Annotated in this window: 22 protein-coding genes; 8 read left to right on the forward strand and 14 right to left on the reverse strand. The window is 71.8% G+C overall.

Annotated features, from left to right (window positions below):
• The first annotated feature begins 45 nt into the window (after positions 1 to 45).
• Complete coding sequence (locus AQI94_RS08975; protein WP_225890166.1) at positions 46 to 1,425, forward strand: hypothetical protein; 1,380 nt, start codon at positions 46 to 48, stop codon at positions 1,423 to 1,425.
• Here AQI94_RS08975 and AQI94_RS08980 read toward each other — a convergent pair.
• From AQI94_RS08980 to AQI94_RS09005, 6 genes are all read right to left on the reverse strand, one after another.
• A complete protein-coding gene (locus AQI94_RS08980; RefSeq protein WP_031051075.1) occupies positions 1,422 to 4,049 on the reverse strand; it encodes a SpoIIE family protein phosphatase in 2,628 nt (875 codons plus the stop codon). The genes AQI94_RS08975 and AQI94_RS08980 overlap by 4 nt on opposite strands.
• 290 nt (positions 4,050 to 4,339) lie before the next feature.
• Entirely contained in the window at positions 4,340 to 4,747 is a 408-nt protein-coding gene (locus AQI94_RS08985) for an ATP-binding protein (RefSeq protein ID WP_031051077.1), read from the reverse strand.
• A 96-nt stretch (positions 4,748 to 4,843) separates the two neighbouring features.
• On the reverse strand, positions 4,844 to 5,308 hold the full coding sequence (locus tag AQI94_RS08990; protein WP_031051080.1) for a (deoxy)nucleoside triphosphate pyrophosphohydrolase: 465 nt from the start codon (positions 5,306 to 5,308) through the stop codon (positions 4,844 to 4,846).
• A 25-nt stretch (positions 5,309 to 5,333) separates the two neighbouring features.
• On the reverse strand, positions 5,334 to 5,525 hold the full coding sequence (locus AQI94_RS08995) for an SPOR domain-containing protein (RefSeq protein ID WP_031051082.1): 192 nt from the start codon (positions 5,523 to 5,525) through the stop codon (positions 5,334 to 5,336).
• Positions 5,526 to 5,838: 313 nt separating this feature from the next.
• On the reverse strand, positions 5,839 to 6,591 hold the full coding sequence (locus AQI94_RS09000) for a GntR family transcriptional regulator (protein ID WP_031051084.1): 753 nt from the start codon (positions 6,589 to 6,591) through the stop codon (positions 5,839 to 5,841).
• Between the two features lie 147 nt (positions 6,592 to 6,738).
• The gene (locus AQI94_RS09005; RefSeq protein WP_062229673.1) at positions 6,739 to 7,971 is read right to left on the reverse strand and encodes a DUF4190 domain-containing protein; all 1,233 of its coding nucleotides are present in this window, start codon (positions 7,969 to 7,971) and stop codon (positions 6,739 to 6,741) included.
• A gap of 141 nt (positions 7,972 to 8,112) precedes the next feature.
• Here AQI94_RS09005 and AQI94_RS09010 point away from each other — a divergent pair, with 141 nt between their 5' ends.
• On the forward strand, positions 8,113 to 9,234 hold the full coding sequence (locus AQI94_RS09010) for a serpin family protein (protein ID WP_225890167.1): 1,122 nt from the start codon (positions 8,113 to 8,115) through the stop codon (positions 9,232 to 9,234).
• A gap of 28 nt (positions 9,235 to 9,262) precedes the next feature.
• Here AQI94_RS09010 and AQI94_RS09015 read toward each other — a convergent pair whose 3' ends face one another.
• Positions 9,263 to 10,093 carry an oxidoreductase gene (locus AQI94_RS09015; RefSeq protein ID WP_031051920.1) on the reverse strand — a complete coding sequence of 277 codons (831 nt, stop codon included), beginning with the start codon at positions 10,091 to 10,093 and terminating at the stop codon, positions 9,263 to 9,265.
• A gap of 87 nt (positions 10,094 to 10,180) precedes the next feature.
• Between AQI94_RS09015 and AQI94_RS09020 the strand changes: the two genes are divergently transcribed.
• Complete coding sequence (locus tag AQI94_RS09020; protein WP_031051922.1) at positions 10,181 to 11,092, forward strand: LysR family transcriptional regulator; 912 nt, start codon at positions 10,181 to 10,183, stop codon at positions 11,090 to 11,092.
• A 51-nt stretch (positions 11,093 to 11,143) separates the two neighbouring features.
• Here the strand turns inward: AQI94_RS09020 and AQI94_RS09025 are convergent, their stop codons facing one another.
• Entirely contained in the window at positions 11,144 to 13,324 is a 2,181-nt protein-coding gene (locus tag AQI94_RS09025) for a DEAD/DEAH box helicase (RefSeq protein WP_031051923.1), read from the reverse strand.
• 75 nt (positions 13,325 to 13,399) lie between these two features.
• Complete coding sequence (ychF, locus tag AQI94_RS09030) at positions 13,400 to 14,488, reverse strand: redox-regulated ATPase YchF (RefSeq protein WP_031051926.1); 1,089 nt, start codon at positions 14,486 to 14,488, stop codon at positions 13,400 to 13,402.
• Positions 14,489 to 14,665: 177 nt separating this feature from the next.
• Here ychF and AQI94_RS09035 point away from each other — a divergent pair, with 177 nt between their 5' ends.
• Positions 14,666 to 15,184 (forward strand): DUF6542 domain-containing protein, encoded by a 519-nt coding sequence (locus tag AQI94_RS09035; RefSeq protein ID WP_079062535.1) that lies wholly within the window; start codon positions 14,666 to 14,668, stop codon positions 15,182 to 15,184.
• A gap of 49 nt (positions 15,185 to 15,233) precedes the next feature.
• On the opposite strand, the gene ppgK is transcribed toward AQI94_RS09035, so the two are convergent.
• Together ppgK and AQI94_RS09045 are read right to left on the reverse strand one after the other, a co-directional pair.
• Positions 15,234 to 15,977, reverse strand: coding sequence for a polyphosphate--glucose phosphotransferase (gene ppgK, locus AQI94_RS09040; protein WP_031042040.1), 744 nt, complete (start codon positions 15,975 to 15,977; stop codon positions 15,234 to 15,236).
• Positions 15,978 to 16,006: 29 nt separating this feature from the next.
• Positions 16,007 to 17,017 carry a 4-hydroxy-3-methylbut-2-enyl diphosphate reductase gene (locus tag AQI94_RS09045; protein ID WP_031042037.1) on the reverse strand — a complete coding sequence of 337 codons (1,011 nt, stop codon included), beginning with the start codon at positions 17,015 to 17,017 and terminating at the stop codon, positions 16,007 to 16,009.
• Positions 17,018 to 17,627: 610 nt separating this feature from the next.
• On the opposite strand from AQI94_RS09045, the gene xseA reads away from it, so the two are divergent.
• From xseA to AQI94_RS09060, 3 genes are all read left to right on the forward strand, one after another.
• Positions 17,628 to 18,836, forward strand: a complete 1,209-nt coding sequence (gene xseA, locus AQI94_RS09050) for an exodeoxyribonuclease VII large subunit (protein ID WP_031042035.1) — start codon at positions 17,628 to 17,630, stop codon at positions 18,834 to 18,836.
• 9 nt (positions 18,837 to 18,845) lie between these two features.
• The gene (locus AQI94_RS09055) at positions 18,846 to 19,079 is read left to right on the forward strand and encodes an exodeoxyribonuclease VII small subunit (RefSeq protein ID WP_031042033.1); all 234 of its coding nucleotides are present in this window, start codon (positions 18,846 to 18,848) and stop codon (positions 19,077 to 19,079) included.
• A gap of 140 nt (positions 19,080 to 19,219) precedes the next feature.
• Entirely contained in the window at positions 19,220 to 19,810 is a 591-nt protein-coding gene (locus AQI94_RS09060) for a malonic semialdehyde reductase (protein ID WP_031042031.1), read from the forward strand.
• Positions 19,811 to 19,870: 60 nt separating this feature from the next.
• On the opposite strand, the gene AQI94_RS09065 is transcribed toward AQI94_RS09060, so the two are convergent.
• Positions 19,871 to 20,392, reverse strand: coding sequence for a DUF4245 domain-containing protein (locus AQI94_RS09065; RefSeq protein WP_031042029.1), 522 nt, complete (start codon positions 20,390 to 20,392; stop codon positions 19,871 to 19,873).
• 127 nt (positions 20,393 to 20,519) lie between these two features.
• On the opposite strand from AQI94_RS09065, the gene glpX reads away from it, so the two are divergent.
• Positions 20,520 to 21,554 carry a class II fructose-bisphosphatase gene (gene glpX / locus AQI94_RS09070; protein ID WP_031042027.1) on the forward strand — a complete coding sequence of 345 codons (1,035 nt, stop codon included), beginning with the start codon at positions 20,520 to 20,522 and terminating at the stop codon, positions 21,552 to 21,554.
• A gap of 153 nt (positions 21,555 to 21,707) precedes the next feature.
• Here the strand turns inward: glpX and AQI94_RS09075 are convergent, their stop codons facing one another.
• Both AQI94_RS09075 and AQI94_RS09080 read right to left on the reverse strand, forming a co-directional pair.
• Entirely contained in the window at positions 21,708 to 22,082 is a 375-nt protein-coding gene (locus AQI94_RS09075; protein ID WP_078902679.1) for a WhiB family transcriptional regulator, read from the reverse strand.
• 174 nt (positions 22,083 to 22,256) lie between these two features.
• Positions 22,257 to 23,000 carry a DUF1707 SHOCT-like domain-containing protein gene (locus AQI94_RS09080; protein ID WP_062229676.1) on the reverse strand — a complete coding sequence of 248 codons (744 nt, stop codon included), beginning with the start codon at positions 22,998 to 23,000 and terminating at the stop codon, positions 22,257 to 22,259.
• Between the last annotated feature and the right edge of the window lie 31 nt (positions 23,001 to 23,031).

Consider the following 23,031-nt stretch of genomic DNA (forward strand, 5'->3'; position numbering starts at 1 on the left):
CCACCCCGCTCGCGCCCCCGCATTCCGCCCCATACGCTCCGAAACGTGACGTCATCCTTCGTACGGGGTCGACCGCGGCGGAGCCGCTCGCACATATCCGTGCGGGTGGCGCATGCCCTGCTGGGTGTGGTGGCCGGGGTCGCGTGGCTGGTGTTGCCATGGATGACGATCAACGACGACGCTCCGGTTGCGGGCGCCCGCGCCAGCGCCGCCCCGGCCGAGGCCGAGTCCTCCGGCAGCGACCTCGTCCTGCCGGTCGCCGTCCTCGTCGTGGTGGTGGCCCTCGCCGCCTACGGCTCGGTCCGCCGCGTACGCCGCACCCGCCGCCGTACGACACCGGCGGCCGCCGGCACGACCCACGTGGGCGCGTACCCCTCCCCCGCGGCCCCGGCCCCGCTCGCCGGCCTCGACGACCGCTCCCGGGCCGCTCTGGTCGCCGCCGACAACCGTCTGCGCACCCTGCGCGAGGAAATCACCTTCGCGGCGGCCGGCCCGGGTCCCGAGGCGATGACCCCGTTCACCGGGGCGGCCGGAGCGGCGGAGGCCGAGCTGGCGGCGGCGTGCGCGATACGGCGGCGGTACGAGGAGGGCGTACCCGAGGAGGCGGCCGCCCTCGCCGGGGTCGTGGGCCGCTGCGAGGAGGCCGAGCGGCGGCTGACCGGCGCGGCGGAGAGCCTGCGTGCCCTGCGGGCGCTGGACCGCGACCCGGCCGCGGCCCTGGCGTCGGCCGAGACCCGCTTCCGTGAACTGACCGCCCGCACCACCGGAGCGGAGACCGCGCCGACGGACGACTCCGTCACCGGGTATGCCGAACTGGCCAAGGACAGCCTGGTCACCGCCACCGTCCACCTCAACCAGACCCACCAGGCCACGGCCTCCGACCGGCCGGAGGACGCGGCCCACCACCTTCGTGCGGCGGAGACCGCGATCGCCCGGGCGGACGTGCTGGTGACGGCCGTGACCCGGCTGCGCGAGGTGCGCGCCGAGGCCGCCCGGCTGATCCCGCCCGCCCTCACGGGTGCGGAGGCGGAACTGGCCCCGTTCCGCGACGGCACCGCACACGAGGGCGAGACCCACGCCCGGCTCCTGCACGCGGACGCGGTCCTGGCCGCCGTACGCCAGGAGACCACGTCCGGACAGCCGTACGACCCGGTCGGTGTCCTGCGCCGGATCGTGCACGCGAGCGCGCCCCTGGCGACCGGCCGGTCCGGAGTGCTCCCGGTGGCCGCGCTGCTGGTCGCCCGGGAGTCCGTGGCCGCGGCGGACGACTACGTCACCGTCCACCGCGAGACGGTCGGTGCCGCGCCCCGTGTCCTGCTGTCCGAGGCACGGCTCACCGGCGATCTCCCGCGCGCGGACGCCCTGGCCCGCGAGGCGCGCGACCTCGCCGAGCGGGACGTACGGCTGCGCGGGCACACCGCCTAGAACAGGCTCAGCAGTGCCTCCGCCGGGTCCACCATGCCGTTCTCCCCGTCGGGCAGCGGGAGTTCGAACCACACCGTCTTGCCGCGCGGGGTGCGCCGGGACCCCCAGGCCGCGCTGAGCAGGCCGACCAGCTGCAGGCCCCGGCCGCCCTCGTCGGTGTCGCGGGCGCGGCGGCGGCGCGGCTGGACCAGGCCGGAGTCCCAGACCTCGCAGACCAGGGTGCGGTCCAGCAGCAGCCGTAGCCGGATGTCGCCCTCGCCGTACCGCAGGGCGTTGGTGACCAGTTCGCTGACCAGGAGTTCCGTGGTGTCGACGAGCGGTTCCAGATCCCAGCTCAGCAGCTGGCCGCGGGCGTACTCGCGGGCCCGGCCCACGCTGCGCGGCTCACGCGGGAGCGTCCAGTCCCCGACCGAGTCGGCGGGCAGGCCCTGGACACGTGCCATCAGCAGGGCGATGTCGTCCTCGCCGTGATGGGTGTCGAGGGTGTTGAGGACGTGGTCGCAGACGTCCTCCAGGGGGGCGGAGGGGTCGGTGAGCGCTCCTACGAACGCCTGCAGTCCTTCGTCGAGGGGGTGATCGCGGCTTTCGACCAGTCCATCCGTGTAGAGCGCGAGCAGGGCGCCTTCGGGTAGTTCGACCTCGACCTCCTCGAAGGGCTCGCCGCCGACGCCGAGCGGCATGCCGGGCGGCACGTCGAGCATCAGGGCGTCCTCGCCGGGCTCGACCAGCACGGGCGGCAGATGGCCCGCGTTGGCGAAGGTGCAGCGGCGGGTCACCGAGTCGTAGACGGCGTAGACGCAGGTCGCCAGGTACACCTCGGACAGGTCCGCCTCACGGGGGCGGCGGGCCGCGCGGGTGGCCTGCTGGACCCCGCCGGGGGCGCCCAGACCGCGGGCGATCTCGTCCAACGCGCTGAGCACCTCGGCCGGTTCGAGGTCCAGGAGGGCCAGGGTGCGCACGGCGGAGCGGAGTTCACCCATCGCCACCGCCGCCCGCAGGCCACGGCCCATCACGTCGCCGACCACCAACGCCGTGCGGTGACCCGGCAGTTCGATGACGTCGAACCAGTCGCCGCCGACCTCGCTGGGCCGGTCCGCGGAGGAGTTGCCGGGCAGATAGCGGCAGGCGATGTCCAGGCCGGAGGCGACCGGGTCGCCGGGCGGCAACAGGGACCGCTGCAGTATCAGCGCCCGCTCGTGCTCGCGCCGGTACAGGCGGGCGTTGTCGATACAGACCGCCGCCCGCGCGGCCAGCTCCACCGCGAGATCCCGGTCCCGGTCCCCGAAGGGCTCGCTGCCCTTGGTCCGGGCGAACTGCGCGAGTCCTACGACGGTGTCGTGGGCGACCATCGGCACCGCGAGCGTCGACTGCACGAGGCCGCCCTCCTCGGCCGGGACGTACAGCGGGCGGGCGGTGCGCAGGGCGTCCGCGCAGGGCGAGTTGAAGGGGTAGTGGTGGACCGCGCCGACCGCGACGGGGTCGCCGGAGCCGGCGAAGGGGGCGTCGGAGACCGCGCTGGCGAAGGCGACCCGGCGCAGTTCGGCGCTGCCGTCGGCGAGCCCCGGCGGAGTCTCGTCGCCGGCCAGCAGGCCCTGGTAGAGGTCGACGGTGGCCAGGTCGCAGAAGCCGGGGACGACGACGTCGAGGAGTTCGCGGGCCGTGGTCTCCAGGTCGAGCGAGTTCCCTATGCGGGCCCCGGCCTCGTTCAGGAGGGCGAGGTTGCGCCGGGCGGCCGCGGCCTCACGGGCGGCGGCGCGGCGGGCGGTGATGTCCGTTCCCAGCCAGGCGATGCCGATGGGCCGTCCGGACCCGCTGCGCACCCGGTACAGGTTGATGGACCAGTGGCGGCGCTCGTCGGAGCCCGGGAGAAAGCCCGTGACGTGCATGTCCGTGATGGAGTCGCCGGTCTCCAGGACCCGGCGCAGGGTCGCGGTGACCCGCTCGGCCTCGGGGCGCGGCAGATAGTCGTGGACACCCCTGCCCCGGTGGTCGTCCGGGCTGCCGCCGAACAGGGAGGCGAAGCGGTAGTTGACGCGGCGGACCCGCAACTCGGGGTCGATCAGCACAAACCCGAAGGGAGATTGACCGAATATCGCCTGCGAGGCGGCGAGGTCGGTCTCGATGCTGCGCAGGGTGCGCACATCGACGACGATGCAGACGGCGGCCTTCTCGCCCTCCTCGGTCCGCGTCGGCATGACGTAGACCTCGGCGAGGCCCTCCCGGCCGCACTCGCCCTCGGCCGCCGACGAAGGCACCCGGAAGGGGACCACACCGGTCCATTCGCGGCCGTCCAGGATCTCCGCCATCTTGCGCTGGCCCTGCGCGCGCAGGTCCGAGTCGATGAAGGCCTCGATGGGGTCCATGCCGACGGCGTGCTCGGCGGGGATGCCGAAGAGCTGCTCGGCGCGCAGGCTCCACTGGTCGACCAGACCGTCGGGGCCGATGGAGAAGGAAGCGACCTTGATGTAGTCGTAGATCGAGCCGGGCGGGCTGCTCTGCCACATGGCGTCACCGGACGGTCCGTCAGCGTGACGGGCCTGCGCCGCGGCAGCGTCCGCGGCCTCCGTCCTCGCGCCGTCCGACGGGTCCTTCGACTCCGTGGCCTTCGCTGGTATCTCGCTCACGCGAACCGTCCCCTCCAGCTCACCGCGTCCGGCACCGGTCACCGGGGGCGGCTGCCCGCAGTATCCAGCACTACGGCGCCGCACAACACGGTGTTCACGATCACAGCACGATCCCGACGGTTTTCGGTCCGGGCTGCGACAACACTTCCAGTCTTCTAACCAGCGGACACGTCGTCGAATCACGTCTGCCGACAACCGCCACCGGCCTGAACCGGTCAATGGACAGCGGCAGGGGTGCCGTACAGGGCTTCCTGCTGCTCTCGGCGTTCTCCACCGCCATCAGATCCTGGTCATCGCGGCATCGAGAGTTCGAACCAGACCGTCTTGCCCGCCACCCCGGGGCGGGTGCCCCAGCGATGGGCGGCATGGGCGACCAGCTGCAGGCCGCGGCCGCTCTCGTCGTCCAGGTCGGCGACGCGTGCGCGGGGCGGGTCGGGCAGCGGATCGGAGACCTCGACCCGGAGGACGCCGTCCACACCTCCGGGACGGACCAGCCGGACGCCGATGGGGCCGGTGGCGTGCCGCAGGGAGTTGGTCACCAGCTCGCTGACCAGCAGGGCGGCGATGTCGGCGAGGCCGTCGAGATTCCAGGCGGTCAGCCGGTTCCTGACAGCCGTCCGGGCCGCGCGCACGGCACCCGGGTCCGCCGGGAAAGTCCACTCGGCGCAGTCGCCTTCGGTGTCGATCACGCCGATCACATCCCGGGCCAGCCCATGTCCGCTTTCGTGGGGTTAAGGGGCACATACCCGATATCAGGGCCGCGGTACCGTGCCGAATGGCTTAAGTAGGGGCACCTAAGAGCTCGAGGGATTCCGTCGTGGGGCGGGTGCGGGTGCATCGTGGCTTGACGCGCAGTTCCCCGCGCCCCTGAAAGCCCTCAGAGCACCGAGTGCTTCCACGTCCTGGTCGAGCCAGTCCACGTCCCAGACGTCGTCCGGTGCCAGCCAGCGCAGTTCGTCGTGGTCCTGCAAGGGCTTGGGGGCGGCTGAACCCGGAAGCAAGCGGGCCCGCCACGCCTGAAGGACGTACGGGGGCTTCAGCGGCCACTCGCCGGGGACCCGCTCCAGCACCTCGGCCTCTACGCCCAGTTCCTCACGCAGTTCCCGGGACAGAGCCTCCTCCGAGCTCTCCCCCTCCTCCACCTTGCCGCCCGGCAGCTCCCAGCGGCCGGCGAGTTCGGGAGGTGCGCTGCGGCGGGCTGCGAGGAGGCGGTCGCCGTCATGAAGGGCGGCCGCCACCACCACGATCCGTTCCGTCATGCGCCGGAGCCTACGGGAGGCTCCGTCAGTCGGCCGAACTCGTGCCGTTCGGGCCGATGCGCTCGACCCAGTAGAGCTGTTTGTGGCCGCGGGCATCGAGACTGTCGGCGATCTTCTGGGCCTCGGCCCGGGTCGCGTACCTGCCCACGCGGTAGCGATTGCCGTTGTCGTCCTGTCGTATGACGAGCCAGGGAAGAGTGATCGTGCCGTCGTTCATTGCGCCCCACCGCTCCTTCCCGACCTGCGTCGAGCCCCACCCGATAAGGAAACCGCAATCCGCATATGCCCGAGCCTACGCCCAACCTTTACGCAGCGAACACGCGTTTTCACAAAGAGGTACGCAACCAGCCAGGACGGACTCCTCCGGCGGGGGCGCGCACCTGTGAACACGCCCCCGGTGGAGGGCGCTGCCTCCGGTCAGGGACGCCTCCTACGCATCGGTGTCGACCTGCGAGAACGGCCGAATTCGAACGGCGTTCGTTTGCAGGCCGGTTGAGTGTTCGCCCCGGGCAACCTCCCCGGGGCGCGCACTACTTCACCGGAAGGTGGTACGCGACCTGGTAGCGGTCGGCCGGGATGACCACGTCGGCCGTCTCCACCGGGCGGCCCGAGGCGTAGTAGGTGCGGTGGACCACAAGGACGACATGCCCGGGGACACCGCCCAGGGCGAGCAGCTCCTCGGCGAGGCCGGGGCGGGCGCCGACCTCCTCGGTGACGTTGTCCACGACGACGTCGATGGCGGCCATGCGCTCGACCACGCCCATGCCGCCGAGGGGGCCCTCCTCGGGGAGCATCACCGGGGTGCGCCCGGTGACCGCGAGAGGCTCCCAGGAGGTGGAGAGCATGATCGGCTCACCGGCCTCCCGGAAGACGTACTTCGTGCACATCACCCGGTCTCCGGGCCGGATGGCGAGCCGCTCGGCGATGCCCGTCGAGGCCTCGGTCTGCCGGCTGCTGGACTCCCAGGTGCCGCGCCCCTCCCCGTCGGCCTGCTCCTGCCGGAACGGGGTGGCACCGGAGGCGGGGCGGTACCCGGAGCGGGCGATACGGCGGGGCACGGGCCGCTCGCGGACGTACGTCCCGGAGCCGGAGCGGCCCTCGACCAGCCCCTCGGCCATCAGCACCTTGCGGGCCTCCAGCGCGACGGTGTCCGAGACGCCGTACTCCTCGCGGATCCGCGCCTGGGACGGCAGGCGGGTGTGCGGTGGCAGCGAACCGTCGGCGATCTTCTTGCGGAGATCACCCGCGACACGCAGGTACGCCGGCTGCTCACCGAATGTCACTGGCCGCTCCCATCAGGTTGTACAGACAGCAACAGCCTGGCAACCGTGGGTTGGACCATGCAAGCAAAGGCCAGAGAATCACTCGATGTGATGACATGTTCCGGTGGTGGGCTTTACGCAGGCACTTTCTCCCCGCTATGGCGGCGATCACACCTTGAGTTCGCCGCTGTCCGGGGCGCCGCTCCCGCCGCCGTAGTCCTCGTCCGAGGTCGGACGCTTCGTGGCCAGCCCCAGAGCTTTGCGTGCCGTGACCGTGCTGGGGCCGTCGACGTACTCGTACCCCTTGTCGTAGTGGGTGTAGAAGGCGTCCACGTCGTCGTCCAGGGCGGCGGCGACCGCCTTCGCCCACTCGTCGCGGGCGGCCGTCATGTCCTTCACCAGCGCCGCGACCTGCTTGTCGGCCCTGGCAGGCCAGGACTGCGCTCCGAGGGCCCCGATCTGGTCGTCGAGGCTGTCCTGGACGTCCCGCGACCAGGTCCGGTAGCCGGGCAGGTCGTCCTCCGGGTAGTCCTCGGGCTCCTCCCACAGCACGGCGTCGAGGGCGTTGAGGGACTTGAGGAGGGCGACCTGGTACGGGTCGAGCGTGGTCTCGTCGGCGCGCAGCGAGCCGGTCAGGGTGGCGTTGCCGTCGGTGTTGCCGAAGATGCAGGTCACCTCGCGGTCGCCGAGGCGCCAACTCTGCCGGGTCGGGCCGAAGTAGTACACGTCGACGTCCTCGGGCAGCGCCCAGGTGTCCATGGCGTAGCTGTCCTGGAGCGGGTAGCACTTCTCGTCGGCCACGTCGGAGACCGCGCTGTCCCCCGGGAAGACGGAGCCGGTCATCCGGAACTCGCCGAACACCTCTCCGTCGTGCTCACCCGCGCAGGGCACCTCGTCGACGTCGTAGGTCAGTCCTTCGAGGGACTCCCCGGGCGCGTCGAAGCACTGGCCCTTCACCACCGAGAAGGCCGTGCCCTGCGTCGCGCCCTTCTTGAATCCCTCCCAGGCGTCGGAGAGCCCGCCGGTGGCGAGCGCCGTCACCCACAGGGCGAGCCCGAGCGACGACAGGATCGACCCGGCGACGGCCAGCCCCTTTCCGGACTGGCCCTTCTTCTTAATCTGCGCCAGGGCGACGACGCCGAGCACCAGTCCCACGGCCGGGAAGCAGCACAGCACACCGAGCACCAGCGAGGCGACGGCGAGACCGTTGACGGAGGGGCGTCGGGCGTAGGGGCTGTAGCCCTGTCCCCAGGTCGGGTAGGGCGGGCCATAGGGTTGCCCGTACGGCTGCGGCCCATACGGCAGTTGTCCCTGCGGCGGCGGCCCGTACGGGCCCGGGGCCGGGGACGGCCCCTGGGCGGGGGCGGGCTGGTGGGGCCCAGGGGGCGGGGGTATGGACACGGGTACCGTGCTCCTGGTTCAGGCAGGTGGGGAACTGACGTACGACAGGGCGCATGGTATGCGCGGGGCGGGCGGGGTGGAATGCCGATCACGGGTGCGACGACCCAGGCGGTGAACGGGCTCACGGCACGGTGGGCTGGGATGTCTTCCGGGGGGACCGTTTTCTCGGCCGCCGGTGTGTGGCCGCTGCTGGCCTTTCTGGCCGACGGGGCACAGGGCGCGGCACGGGCCGAGCTGGCACGGGCGCTGGGGGTGCCCGCGGAGCAAGCGGCCGCGGCGGCACGGGAGTTGCTCGCGGAGCTGGCCGACGCGAAGGCGCTGGACGCGGCGCTCGGACTGTGGACGAAACGGACGCTGGAGCCGCGCGAGGAGTGGGAGGCCGGGCTGCCGACCGACGCGCACGGTGTCCTCACCGGCGATCCCGCCCTCGACCAGCAAGAGATGGACGCCTGGGCGGCGAAACGGACGGGCGGTCTGATCGAACGGATGCCGGTGGAGGTGCGGGACGACACCGAGCTGGTGCTGGCCAGCGCGCTGGCCCTGCGGACCACGTGGCAGCGGCCCTTCGAGGCGCGTCCGGTACGCCCGTCGACGGGCCCCTGGCAGGGCAGGACCCTGCGCGGGCTGCACCGTCGCAGCGTGCGCCCGGACCGGGCCGGGGTGGCGACCGCGCCCGCGGGCCGGGTCACCGAGGTGAAGGTCCTCGGCGACAACGGCGTCGACGTCCATCTCCTGCTCGGCGACGAGCACATGACGCCGGGTCAGGTGCTGGCGGCGGGGGCGGCCCTGCTCGACGGCACGTGTCCCGTGGTACGGGGGTCGCTGCTGCCGCTCGGGCCCGCCGGGCCGGGGCTGCGGGTGGAGGAACGGCCGTGCGCCGACCCCCGGCAGCCGACGCTGGAGGTGACGACGGCCGCGTTCGAGATGCGGGCGCAGCACGATCTGCTGGACCTGCACGAACTGTTCGGCCTCACCGCGGCGCGGGACGGCCGGCAGGGCCACTTCCCCGGCATCAGCGCCTCGCCCCTGGCCGTCGGCTCCGCCCGGCAGTCCGTGCTGGCCCGCTTCGACGCGCTCGGCTTCGAGGCGGCCGCGGTGACGGCGGTGGCGGCGGCGCCGGGCGGGCCGCCGCCCACGCCCCGGTACCTGTCGACGGTGGTGACGGCCGCCTTCGACCGCCCCTTCGGCTTTCTCGCCGTGCACCGCCGGACGCGGCTGGCGCTGACGGCGGGGTGGGTGGCGGAGCCGGTGCCGTTCCACTGACCGGCCGTGGGCCGTCAGTCGTGCGTCGTCAGTCGTCGAAGGCGGTGGCCCGGGTGCGCTTCTCCCAGGCGGCGACATCGGCCCGTACCCCGTCGAGGTGGTCGAGTACGGCGGTCACCGCGTCGTCGCCGAGGGGCAGCCGCAGCGGGGTCTCCTCGGCGTCGAGCGCGGCACGGATCAGGGCCGCCGCCTTCGCGGGATCGCCGGACTGGGTGCCGTCGCCGCCGGAGACGAACCCGCGGGTCTCGCTCACCTTGGCGTAGACCCCGCTGTCCGCGCTGACTCCGGCACGGCTCGCCTCGAACAGCGAGGTCCGGAAGGCGCCCGGCTCCACGATCAGCACCTTGATGCCGAACTCCCGGACCTCGTCGGCGAGCCCCTCGGACAGGCCCTCCAGGGCGAACTTCGTGCCGCTGTACGCCGAGAAGCCCGCGAAGGACATCTGCCCGCCCATGCTGCTCATCTGCACGATCGCCCCCGACCGCCGCGCGCGCATGGCGGGAAGCACCGCCCTCGTCAGCGCGGCCGGCCCGAAGACATGCAGGTCGAACAGTTCGCGCAGTTCGTCCTCGGTGGTTTCCTCGAACGCGCCGACATGCGTGCGGCCCGCGCTGTTGACCAGTACGTCGATCCGGCCGTGCCGGGCCACCACGTCCCGAACGGCGGCCTCCGCGGCGGCCGTGTCGGTCACGTCCAGGCGCAGCGCCTCCACCTGGTCGGGGTGGGCGGCCACTAGCTCGTCCAATGCCTCGGGCCTGCGGGCCGCGCCCACCACGACATCGCCGTCGGCCAGGGCGGCCTCGGCGATCGCCCGCCCGAACCCGCTGCTCGCGCCCGTGATCAGCCACACCTTGTTCATGACGACTCCTCGTGGTTCCACCGCTCGTGTCGTGGACCAGCCTGCTGCGCATGTCGGTTGCCCGTCCAAGACCCACGGTGATAACCGATGGTTATGACGATCGACGTGCATGTACGGGATCTGCGCTACTTCCTCGCGGTGGCCGAGGAACTCCACTTCACGCGCGCGGCCGAGCGGCTGTACGTGTCACAGCCCGCGCTGAGCAAGCAGATCCGGGCGCTGGAGCGGCAGTTGGGCGTGGAGCTGCTGCTGCGGGACCCGCGGGGCGTGCTGCTCACCGAGGCGGGTGAGGCACTGCTGCCGCACGCCCGGCAGGTACTGGCGGCCTGGGCGGCGGCGGACAGGGCGATGGCCACGGCCCGGGCGGCAGGGCGCGGCACGCTGGTGGTGGGCATGAGCACCAGCCCCGGCCGCGGTGGCCTGCTTCCGGCGATCCGCTCCCGCTTCACGGCCGCGCATCCGGAGGCGGTCGTACGGCTGCGGCAGATGGGCTGGCAGGACCCGACCGCGGGTCTGGCGGACGGCGGGACGGAGGTGGCGTTCGTGTGGCTGCCGCTGCCCGACGAGGAGCGCTACGGATGGACCGTGGTCGCCGAGGAGCCCCGCCTGGTCGCCCTCCCGGAGGGCCACCCGCTCGCCGCCCGTGCGGAGGTCGACTTCGCCGACCTGGCCGACGAACCGTTCCTCGCCCTGCCGCCGAGCTCTGGCCCCCTGCGCGACTTCTGGCTCGCCCTCGACGAACGGGGCGGCCGCCCGCCCCGCGTCGGCGCGGAGATCGCGGGCACCGAGGAGACGTACGAGGCCCTCGTCGCGGGCCTGGGCATCTGCCTCGTGGCCGCGGGCAACGCCCCCTTGATCACCCTGGGCGGCGTGGTCACCCGACCGGTCCGCGGCATCGGTCCGAGCCGATACGTGCTGGCCTGGCGCAAGGAGGACGAGGGGCGGCCGCTGGTGCGGGGGTACGCGGAGGCTTGTCGGTGGGTGGCGAGGGCGGCCTGACGGGGTCCCTTCGGTCGCCGGGAGCGTGGTCCGGGTCCTCGCCGTCCTCGCTCACTCGGCCGCCGTCAGCCTCTCGTCCGTCATCCCCAGCCGCGCCTGCTCCTCCTCGACGATCTGCCGGGCCAGTTCGGTGTCCGACACGTCGATCGCGTCCGGGGAGGCTTCGGCCACGGCGCTGCGGCGGGCGTAGGCGTCGAAGAGGCGGGTCTTGGTCTCCAGCAGCTTCACCAGGCGTTCGTCGACGCCCCCGGTGGCGAGGAGGCGGTGCACACGGACCGGCCTGACCTGACCCATCCGGTGGGCGCGGGCCACCGCCTGGTGTTCGATGGTCGGCTTGATCTGGGGTTCGCAGATGACGACGACGGAGGCGGCCTGCATGTTGAGGCCGACGCCCGCCGCCTGGATCTGTGCCACGAGCACCGCGGGGCCCGGGACGCCGGCGAAGTCGTCGACCATCTGCTGGCGACGCCCGGCCGGGACGCCTCCGGTGAGCGGGCCGAACAGCGCGGTGCCGTCGGGGTCCACGGTCGCGAGTGCTTCCCGTACCACGTGCAGTACGTCCTTGAAGTGGGAGAAGACCACCGTCTTCTGCCCGTTCTCGCCGGCCTCCTGAACGATCTCCCGGAGCCGGTCCAGCTTGGCCGACTTCTCGGGCCGCGCGTACGCGGCCCTGCGCATCGCCATGAAGTTGCCCGCGCGCACGGCGTCCCGGTACGCCTCCTCGTCCGACGCGCTCAGTTCCTCCCACTCGTCGGTCTGCTGGAGACTCGGGAGTTCCGTGAGCACGTCCTCCTGGTTGCGCCGCAGGTAGACCGGGGCCACGGCCTTGCGGAAGGCGACCGATCCGGCCAGCCGCTCCCTGCCGTCGAGGGAGTCCGCGAGGTCGCCGTCGAGCATCCGGACCAGGTTGTGGAACTCCACGACCCTGTTCTCCATCGGCGTCCCGGTCATGAGGAGGACGCGCCCGCACCGCTGCGCCCACCCGGCGACCGCCTGGGACCGCTTGGCCTTCGGGTTCTTCACGGAGTGCGCTTCGTCCACCACGAGCAGTCCGACCTCCCCGTCGCCCGGCGCGGGAAAACCGCGCAGCGCGTCGAAGGTGGTCACCCCGACCCCGCCCCGCTCCTTCCAGTCGGCGAACGCGAGGTGCCGGTCGGGGCCGTGGAGCACGGTGACGCGCAGGGCACTGCGGGCCTCGATCTCCCGGGTCCAGTTCACCAGGACGCTCGCCGGGCAGACGACCATGAAGTGGCTCTGTCCCCCGGCGTCCAGGTGTGCCAGCACGGCGATCGCCTGGATGGTCTTGCCGAGTCCCATCTCGTCGCCGAGTATCACCTTGCGCTGGGCCAGCGCGAAGCGTGCGCCGAAGGCCTGGTAGCCGCGCAGGGAGACCCGTCGGTGCGCGTCGTCGAGGGGCTGGGTCCGTACCCGCTCGGCGATCTCGTCGGGCAGGAAGCCCTCGGCGGCGGCCGTGTCCGGCTGCCGCCCGGAGATCTCGGCGAGCAGGCTGTAGTACTCGGCGGAGCGGAGTTCGAAGTCCACCCACGCCGCGATGTCGGACGGGGGCGTCCGGAGCAGGTCCACGGAGGCCTGGGCGAGCAGCTCGGGCAGGCCCGACTGCTCCGCCTCGGCCACCAGCGACCGGACCTCGGCGACGGCCGCCCAGGCGCGGGCCTTCTTCGCCTGGCCCGCCAGCAGGATCCGGATGCGTCCGACGGCGAGCCTGGCGTCGGCCAGCAGGGGGCCGAGCCGCTGCGACAGTACGGCGGCATGGTCGACCGCGCGCCGGGCGTCCGGACCGGCCTCCACCAGCACGTGCAGGGCCATGACGAGGGCGGTGGTGCTCGGTTCCGGCCGCTCCACGTCGATGTGGACGGCCACGGTCTCGTGCGCGGCCTCGGAGAGCCGGCGGGCGGCCGCGAGCATCTGGTCGACGGTGCGCTGCCCGACACCGGGAATCTGCCGCAACCGGTAGGGGCCCGCTTCGAGCACGGCGCCCACCGTGCGCAGCCCGCTCTTCTCGACGCTCCCCAGCCGCAGCCGGCCTTCGGTGACGTCCTGCAGACGGCCCACCGGGATGGCGTCGAGCTCCCGCTGCACGGCCGCGTCGTGGATCGGCTTCAGCGCGGCCCGTACGGCCTCCGCCGCCCTGCCGTGGTCGGCGACCACCGCCTGGGCCGCCTCGTACAGCCGTGCTCCCCTAGCGACCGTGTCCCGCTCGTCCCGCCCCACGCTCCCGCCCCTCCATGGACAAAAACCTGTGCCCGCCCGCCGGTTGGCGGGTGAGCACAGGTTCCTGATCGGCCGTCAGACGTTGAAGCGGAACTCCACCACGTCCCCGTCCTGCATGACGTAGTCCTTGCCCTCCATCCGCGCCTTCCCCTTCGCGCGGGCCTCGGCCACCGAGCCGGTCTCCACCAGGTCGCCGAAGGAGATGACCTCCGCCTTGATGAAGCCCTTCTGGAAGTCGGTGTGGATCACGCCGGCCGCCTCGGGGGCCGTGGCGCCCTTCTTGATGGTCCAGGCGCGGGACTCCTTGGGGCCTGCCGTGAGGTAGGTCTGGAGGCCGAGGGTGTTGAAGCCGACGCGGGCGAGGGTGGCGAGGCCCGGCTCCTCGGCGCCGACCGACTCCAGGAGCTCCATCGCGTCCTCCTCGTCGAGCTCGGCGAGGTCCGCCTCCAGCTTGGCGTTGAGGAAGATCGCCTCGGCCGGGGCGACCAGGGCGCGCTGCTCGTCCTTGAAGGACTCGTCGACCAGCTCGTCCTCGTCGACGTTGAAGACGTACAGGAAGGGCTTGGTCGTCAGCAGGTGCAGGTCGTGGAGCAGCTCCTCGTTGCCCGAGCCCTGGACGATGCCGGCGGAGAACAGCGTGTCGCCCTTCTCCAGGATCTCCTTCGCCGCCTCGACCGCCGCGACCTTCGCCACGACGTCCTTCTTGATCCGCGACTCCTTCTGGAGGCGGGGCAGGACCTTCTCGATGGTCTGGAGGTCGGCGAGGATCAGCTCGGTGTTGATCGTCTCGATGTCGTCCTTGGGCGAGACCTTGCCGTCGACGTGGACGACGTTCTCGTCCTTGAAGGCGCGGATGACCTGGCAGATCGCGTCGGACTCGCGGATGTTCGCGAGGAACTTGTTGCCCAGGCCCTCGCCCTCGGAGGCGCCCTTCACGATGCCCGCGATGTCCACGAAGTCCACGGTCGCCGGAAGGATCTTCTGGGAGGAGAAGATCTCGGCCAGTTTCGCCAGCCGCGGGTCCGGGACGCCGACCACGCCGACGTTCGGCTCGATCGTGGCGAACGGGTAGTTGGCCGCCAGCACGTCGTTCTTGGTCAGGGCGTTGAACAGGGTCGACTTGCCGACATTCGGCAGACCGACGATTCCGATCGTGAGCGACACGTTGCGACTTCCCGTACGTGAGAGGAGACGTGAGGAGACTGGCGGCCAGGGGGCCGATCCACCAGTCTACGGCGTGTCGCAGCACGCTCCGGCGGCCCTCTCGAACGCATGGCCAAGGTCTTTCCCACGGCGTGTCTCACGAGCGATTCCGCACATAAACAGACCTAGGTTGGTCCAGTGGAGCAACACAGGACCCGCCCCCCGCACAACGGAACACGACGCCCGGACCGAGGAGCACCGCTGCCCGCGCAAGCCCGCGGCGAGCGCCGGCCGCCGATGGGCCGCCGCCCGCCGCCCCCCGTCGTCCGGACGCTGCGGCGGCTGCCCAACCCCCGGCTCACCGGGCTCGGCGGCGGCCTGTTCTGCGCCGGGCTGATGCTCGTGCTCGGCTTCCTCGTCTCCCTGCTGTTCGGCTCGTCGCTGACGCTGTACGGCGTGCTGTTCGTGCCGGTCAGTGTGCTGACGTCGGTCTGGATGCGCCGGGGCGACCTGCTGACCGCCCCGATCATCGTGCCGATCGCCTTCGCCGTCGGGCTCGTCCCGGTCGCCGACAGCGGCGGCGGCACCTCGGGCCGCCTGATGGGCATGTTCACCGCCCTGGCCACGCAGGCCGGCTGGCTCTACGCCGGGACGCTGGCCGCCGGCCTCATCGCGCTGGTCCGCCGGGTCCGCCTGGTGCGGGGCCGCTCGCGCTGACGCCGGCGCGGGCCCGCGGCCGGTGCCCGGCGCCCCCTGACCGCTCGGCCTACTCGTGCGCCGCCCACATCGCCGCGCCCACGATCCCCGCGTTGTTCTGCAGCTGCGCCGGGACGATCTCGGCCTTGATGCCCTCGATGTGAGGCAGGAACTTCTGGGCCTTGCGGCTGACCCCGCCGCCGATGATGAACAGCTCGGGCGAGAAGAGCATCTCTACATGGGCGAGGTATTTCTGGACACGACGTGCCCAGTGCTCCCAGGTGAGCTCCTCGACCTCCCTGGCCTTGCTGGACGCCTTCTTCTCGGCGTCGTGGCCGTGCAGCTCAAGGTGGCCCAGCTCGCTGTTGGGGACCAGGACGCCGTCGACGAAGACCGCGCTGCCGATGCCGGTGCCCAGGGTGAGCAGGATGACGGTGCCCTTGCGGTCCTTGCCGGCGCCGAAGCTCATCTCGGCGACGCCCGCCGCGTCCGCGTCGTTGACCACGGTCACCGGCAGTCCGCCGAGCCGGTCGCTGAACAAGGCGCGCGCGTCGGTGTCGATCCAGCTCTTGTCGACATTGGCCGCCGTACGGATGTGGGATCCGCCGGTGACCACCCCGGGGAAGGTCAGCCCGACCGGGCCGGTCCAGCCGAAGTGGTCCACGATCTGCTTCACCCCGTCGGCCACGCTGTCGGGCGTCGCCGGGTTCGGGGTGAGCACTTTGTGGCGCTCCTGGGTGAGGTCGCCCTTGTCCAGGTCCACAGGGGCGCCCTTGATCCCGGATCCGCCGATGTCCAAGCCGAAGATCTGCATGGCCCTACGTTACGACGGACGACGGACAGTCACGCCTCGGAGGTCCCCTTGCGCTCCGCGACCAGCGCTGCGGCCTCCTCGCGCAGGTCGCGCCGCAGTTCCTTCGGGAGGGAGAAGGTGATGGACTCCTCGGCCGCCTTCACGAGTTCCACGTCGCCGTAGCCGCGCTGCGACAGGAACTCCAGGACCTCCTCGACGAGGACCTCCGGCACCGAGGCGCCCGAGGTGACGCCGACCGTGGTCACGCCCTCCAGCCAGGCCTCGTCGATCTCGCTCGCGAAGTCCACGAGGTAGGCCTCGCGGGAGCCGGCCAGCTTGGCGACCTCGACGAGCCGCTTGGAGTTGGAGGAGTTGCGGGAGCCCACCACGATGACCAGCTCGGCCTCGGCGCCCATCTGCTTCACCGCGAGCTGGCGGTTCTGCGTGGCGTAGCAGATGTCGTCGCTGGGCGGGGAGATGAGCTGCGGGAACTTCTCCTTGAGGGCGTCGACGGTCTCCATGGTCTCGTCGACGCTCAGGGTGGTCTGGGAGAGCCACACGATCTTCGACGGGTCGCGGACCTCGACCTTGGCGACATCGGCCGGGCCGTCGACGAGCTGGATGTGGTCGGGGGCCTCGCCGGAGGTGCCGATGACCTCCTCGTGGCCCTCGTGCCCGATCAGGAGGATGTCGTAGTCCTCGTTGGCGAAGCGGACGGCTTCCTTGTGGACCTTGGTGACGAGCGGGCAGGTCGCGTCGATGGTGGCGAGCTTGCCGCGCGCGGCCTCCTCGTGGACGACGGGGGCGACGCCGTGCGCCGAGAACATGACGATGTTGCCCGGCGGGACCTCCTCCGTCCGCTCGACGAAGATGGCGCCCTTCTTCTCCAGGGTCTGTACGACGTACTTGTTGTGGACGATCTCGTGCCGGACGTACACCGGAGCGCCGTACTGCTCCAGGGCTTTCTCGACGGCGATCACGGCGCGGTCCACACCCGCGCAGTAGCCACGGGGGGCGGCGAGCAGGACACGGCGGCCAGGCGAAGCAGTCATGTGTCCCATCGTAAGGCCGCGTTCGGGCGGACAAAGATCGCGTGTCCCTGACCCTCCCGGGGAAACCGCCCAGGGGGTGGGGAAGGCGGGACGGACGGGGCACAGGCGGGCGAGAGATTACGGAGACCCCGAGGGCGCCCCAGGCAGTGAGCGCGCCGTGGTTCCGAACGGGCTTCGGGTACGGCCCGCCCAGCGGGACAACAGATCCCCAGGCGGGCCCGCGAACCGAGGGCGGACGCGCGCAGTGACCGTGGAGGCCCCGAGGACGCACAGCCAGCGGGCTCAGCGTGGCTCCGATGGCGCTCCGGTGCTGACCGCCGAGCCCCGCCGAAAGATCCGCACCCGCGACCCGGCGGACCGATGAACAGAGGGCGGACGCGAGCAGTGGCCGTGGAGGACCCGACGGCGGCACAGTCAGCGGGCTCGCCGCGGCTCCGATCGCGCGCTGCGTACGGACCGCCCAGCGCCGCCGACAGATCCGCACCCACGCCCCGGTGAACCGGGGCGGGGCGGTGGCGGTGTGGCTCCTGAGTGAGCTCGGGGTGGGGGGCGTCCAGCGCGGCAGGTGGTTGGTGCTCGGTGACGGTGCGTTGTCGTAGCGGGCCGTTACGCTCGCGGCATGGCTGTGAACTCGACCCCCGAAGCGCCCCTGCCCGTCGGCGAGGTGTCGCGCCTCATCGGCGGCTGGATCGACCGTCTCGGTGCCGTGTGGGTCGAGGGGCAGATCACCCAGCTCTCCCGGCGGCCGGGCGCGGGCGTCGTGTTCCTCACCCTGCGCGATCCGTCGTACGACATCTCGGTGAGCGTGACCTGCTTCCGCCAGGTCTTCGACGACGTCGCCGACGTGGTGAGCGAGGGCGCGCGGGTCGTCGTCCTGGCGAAACCGGAGTGGTACGCACCGCGGGGCCAGCTCTCGCTGCGGGCCGCCGAGATAAGGCCGGTCGGGGTCGGCGAGCTGCTGGCCCGGCTGGAGCAGCTGAAGAAGTCCCTCGCCGCGGAGGGGCTGTTCGCGCCGGAGCGCAAGAAGCCGCTGCCGTTCCTGCCGCAGCTCGTCGGGCTGGTGTGCGGGCGGGCCTCGGCCGCGGAGCGGGACGTCCTGGAGAACGCCCGGCACCGTTGGCCGGCCGTCCGCTTCGAGGTGCGCAACGTCCCGGTGCAGGGCGTGCACGCCGTCCCGCAGGTCGTGCAGGCGGTCAAGGAGCTCGACGCGCTGGACGACGTCGACGTCATCATCGTGGCGCGCGGCGGGGGCAGCGTGGAGGATCTGCTGCCGTTCTCCGACGAGCAGTTGGTGCGGGCGGTCGCGTCCTGCCGTACACCGGTGGTGTCGGCGATCGGGCACGAACCGGACACCCCGCTGCTCGACTACGTCGCCGACCTGCGGGCCTCCACGCCCACGGACGCGGCCAAGAAGGTCGTACCGGACGTGGGCGAGGAGTACGAGCGGGTGCGGGCGCTGCGGGACCGCGCCCGGCGATGCGTGGAGTCCTTCCTCCAGCGGGAGGAGCGGGGCCTGGCGCAGGCGCTCGCGCGGCCGTCGATAGAGGATCCGCACCGGATGATCGACGAGCGCGCCGACCATGTGGCCGCCCTGGCCGACCGCGGCCGCCGCACCCTGGGCCATCTGCTGGACCGTGCCGACTCGGAGCTGACGCACACGCGCGCACGCGTGGTGGCCCTCTCCCCCGCCGCGACCCTCCAGCGCGGATACGCCGTCCTGCAGAAGGCCGACGGGCACGTGGTGCGGGCGCCGGACGAGGTGACGGCGGAAGAGACCCTGCGGGCGCGGGTCGCCGAGGGTGAGTTCACTGTCCGAGTCGATGCATAGGGTGGGCGGATGACCAGCAAGGTGGCGGAAGAGGCGCTCGGGTACGAGCAGGCGCGGGACGAGCTGATCGAGGTCGTACGGCGGCTGGAGGCGGGCGGTACGACCCTTGAGGAGTCCCTCGCGCTCTGGGAGCGGGGCGAGGAGCTGGCCAAGGTGTGCCGGCGGTGGCTGGACGGAGCGCGGGCCCGGCTGGACGCGGCGCTGGCCGAGGAGTCGGAGGACGGCGAGGGCGACTCCGAGTAGGAGGTCCCGGTGATCCTGTGAAGCGGATCACCACGCCCCGCTTTTGGTTGAAGGTTGAACTTCACTCGCGTACGGTCGGAGACGTCAACCGGTCCACGGTCCGTTTACGGGACCGACGTACATCCCGAGAAGGTTCCTCCATGTCTCTCGTTCTTGACCCCGCCGCCCAGGACCTGCTGTTCCGCGAGGCCCGCACCGCGAACACCTTCACCGACGAGCCGGTGACCGACGAGCAGATCCAGGCGATCTACGACCTGGTCAAGTACGGCCCGACCGCCTTCAACCAGAGCCCGCTGCGCATCACCCTGGTCCGCTCCGCCGAGGCCCGCGAGCGCCTGGTGCAGCACATGGCCGAGGGCAACCAGCCGAAGACCGCCACCGCCCCGCTGGTCGCGATCCTCTCCGCGGACAACGAGTTCCACGAGGAGCTGCCGCAGCTCTTCCCGCACTTCCCGCAGGCCAAGGACGTCTTCTTCAGCGAGCGCCCCGCGCGTGAGGGTGCCGCCGGGCTGAACGCCGCCCTGCAGGCCGCGTACTTCATCATCGGTGTCCGCGCCGCGGGTCTCGCCGCCGGCCCGATGACCGGTCTGGACTTCGAGGGCGTCCGCAAGGAGTTCCTGGACGACGACCACACCCCGCTGATGGTCGTCAACATCGGCAAGCCGGGCGACGACGCCTGGTTCCCGCGCTCCCCCCGCCTCGCCTACGACGAGGTCGTCACCACCGTCTGAGACGGCTGACACGCGACGAGAGGGCCCGGCCGCCTGGCGGCCGGGCCCTCTCGCGCGCTCTCACGCCATCTTGAGGGACTTCGCCATCTCGGTCAGCTGGGCGAGCGATCCCGTGCCCGCGACCACCGTCGTCGCGCCGTCGCCCCGGTGCACGAGGGCGTCGTAGCGGCCGCCCGTGTACCGCGTCCACGTGCGGCCCGCGATCTGCTGGGTCTGCTTCGTCGCCCGGGCACCCTGGCTCGCCTCGTCGATGAACGCCGACGGCTTCTGAGTCGACTGCTCGATCTGCACGTACTCGTCACCGGGGGCCTGGAAACCCAGGTGCCAGGCGTCGGACTGCTCACCCTGGAAGCGCACCGAGGTCGCCTTCCAGCCGGCCGGCAGCCCCTCGGGCGCGGCCACCGGGTACGACGCCGCGCGGCGGGCCGTGAGCAGCTCGACGCGGTAGTCCACCGTCTTGATGTCCGGAGCGGAGTCGTCGTGCGGGATGAACACGTAGATGACCGCCGCCGCGATCCCGATCAGGCCCAGGGAGAGAATCATGTCCCGGACCGTCTTCTGCTTGCCGTTCGAACCTGCCACGCCCCCTATCGTCGCAGGTGCCCGGTCCGCTCATCCGTGGGGCCCCCTGCTCATTTTGTCGGACTGAGGATAGAGTCGACGGTCGAACCCTCATCCGGCCGTCGTCGTATCAGAAAGGTGCGCTCCGATGACCGAGCATCATCATCTGCCGTCCGAACTCGAAGTCCCCTCCGAGGCCCCCGACCGTAACCTCGCCCTGGAACTCGTCCGGGTGACCGAAGCCGCCGCGATGGCCGCGGGCCGCTGGGTCGGCCGGGGCGAGAAGAACGGCGCCGACGGTGCCGCGGTGCGCGCCATGCGGTCCCTCGTCTCCACCGTGTCGATGAACGGCGTGGTCGTCATCGGCGAGGGCGAGAAGGACGAGGCCCCGATGCTCTTCAACGGAGAGCGCGTGGGCGACGGGACCGGCCCCGAGTGCGACATCGCCGTCGACCCGATCGACGGAACCACGCTGACGGCCAAGGGCATGCCGAACGCGATCGCGGTACTGGCCGCCGCGGACCGGGGCTCGATGTTCGACCCGTCCGCCGTCTTCTACATGGACAAACTCGTCACGGGTCCCGAGGCCGCGGACTTCGTCGACATCAACGCGCCGGTCTCCGTGAACATCCGGCGGGTCGCCAAGGCCAAGCGCTCCACCCCCGAGGACGTGACCGTGGTCATCCTCGACCGGCCCCGGCACGAAGGGATCATCAAGGAGATCCGGGAGGCGGGTGCGCGCATCAAGCTGATCTCCGACGGTGACGTGGCGGGATCGATCTACGCGCTGCGCGAAGGCACCGGCGTCGACATGCTGCTGGGCATCGGCGGTACGCCCGAGGGGATCATCTCGGCCTGTGCCGTCAAGTGCCTCGGCGGGACGATCCAGGGCAAGCTGTGGCCGAAGGACGACGAGGAGCGGGCCCGCGCGATCGACGCCGGACACGATCTCGACCGGGTGCTGACCACCGACGATCTCGTCTCCGGGGAGAACGTCTTCTTCGTGGCGACCGGCATCACCGACGGTGAGCTGCTGCGGGGCGTGCGGTACCGGTCGGAGACCGCGACCACCGACTCGATCGTGATGCGGTCGAAGTCCGGGACGGTGCGGCGGATCGACTCGGAGCACCGGCTCAGCAAGCTGCGGGCCTACAGCGCGATCGATTTCGACCGCGCCAAATAGCGCCGCGCCACATAGCTCGGTGCGTGGCAAGCCTGAGCGGGTGCGGGCGGGTTGCGGCTTGTCCGCAGTTCCCCGCACCCCTGAGCAGTCCGCTCAGGCCCAGTTCAAAAGGCGCCCCCGGTGCGGAGGGGGCGCCTTTTTCCGTACGGGTGCTCAGCCCGCCTGGGCTATGCGCGCGGCCCGCGCCGCTTTCGTGAGTTCCAGGTCGCGGCGCCTGCGCCGGGCCAGGACCACACGGCGTTCGGCCGCGGTGAGGCCGCCCCAGACGCCGTAGGGCTCGGGTTGGAGCAGGGCGTGCTCGCGGCACTCGACCATGACCGGACAGCGGGCGCAGACGCGCTTCGCGGCCTCCTCGCGGGACAGCCTGGCGGCGGTGGGTTCCTTGGACGGGGCGAAGAACAGGCCGGCCTCGTCGCGCCGGCACACCGCCTCGGTGTGCCATGGAGCGTCTTGGTCCCTGTCCCGCACTGGCACCCGCTGGGCAGGAACGGCAGCTACCTGCAGGGACGAATGCGGCGGTTGCAGCACGGTCTACTCCTGACGACGGCTTCGCGAGCGAGAGACGATGCAGCAAGCCCTACCCGCTGTGCGCGCGCCTATGCACTGAGTCCCCAACCGCTGGATTCCGTGCGGTCGCGTGCGCTTCCGGGAGCCGGCCGGGGGCGGACTCCACGGCTTCGGACACGCCCGGATTCACAACCGTCAACGATCCAGGTGCTTGCGCAAACTCCTGTCGACCTTGCGATCGACCGCGCGCTGAACCCGATCGAGGATGTCCGCGACGAGCTTGCCGCGCCTGGGCTTCGCATCCACACTGCCGAGAACGGCCCAGCCGTCGACATAGACCACCGGCGCGTCCGGCTCCGCCGAGTCGAGGGTGTCGACCTGGAAGTCGCCGAGGACACCGACCCCCGTGCCGCGCAGCGAGATGTTCTCCGGGACGCGCACCTCGACGCTGCCGAACAGGGAGAACGCCTTGATGACGACCTGCCGGTACTCGAAGATCGCCTCGCTCAGGTCGATCTCCACACTGCCGAAGACCGCGTAGGCGTGGATACGGCGGCCCGCGCGCCAGCGGCCCTTGCGGACGGCGGCGCTGAAGACCGCCACCACGTTGTCCTCCGGGTCCGGGGGGATCGCGTCGGTCGGGCGATTGGGGGCGGGCGTCCAGGGCGGGGCGGAAACGCGCTGGTGGGCCGCGGGCAGGTCCCGTATGAAGACCTCCAGCTCGCCCACCGTCTTGGCGCTCAGCACCCCCTCGACCCGCTCGGCGTGCTCGTCCGCGGAGAGGCGGCCCTCGGCCAGCGCCTCGCGCAGGATGTCGGCGATACGGTCGCGGTCGGCGTCCGAGGCGCGCAGGTCGGCCACCGCGGGTGCGGGGGCCGCGGGTGCGGGGGCCGCGGGTGCGGGGGCCGCGGGCTTCTGGTCGGGCTTCTGAAGGTCCACCGCAGCAGCGTACCGAAACGCGATAGATCGC

Source organism: Streptomyces pseudovenezuelae, assembly GCF_001513955.1.
In the GTDB taxonomy this organism is placed as follows: Bacteria; Actinomycetota; Actinomycetes; order Streptomycetales; family Streptomycetaceae; genus Streptomyces; species Streptomyces pseudovenezuelae.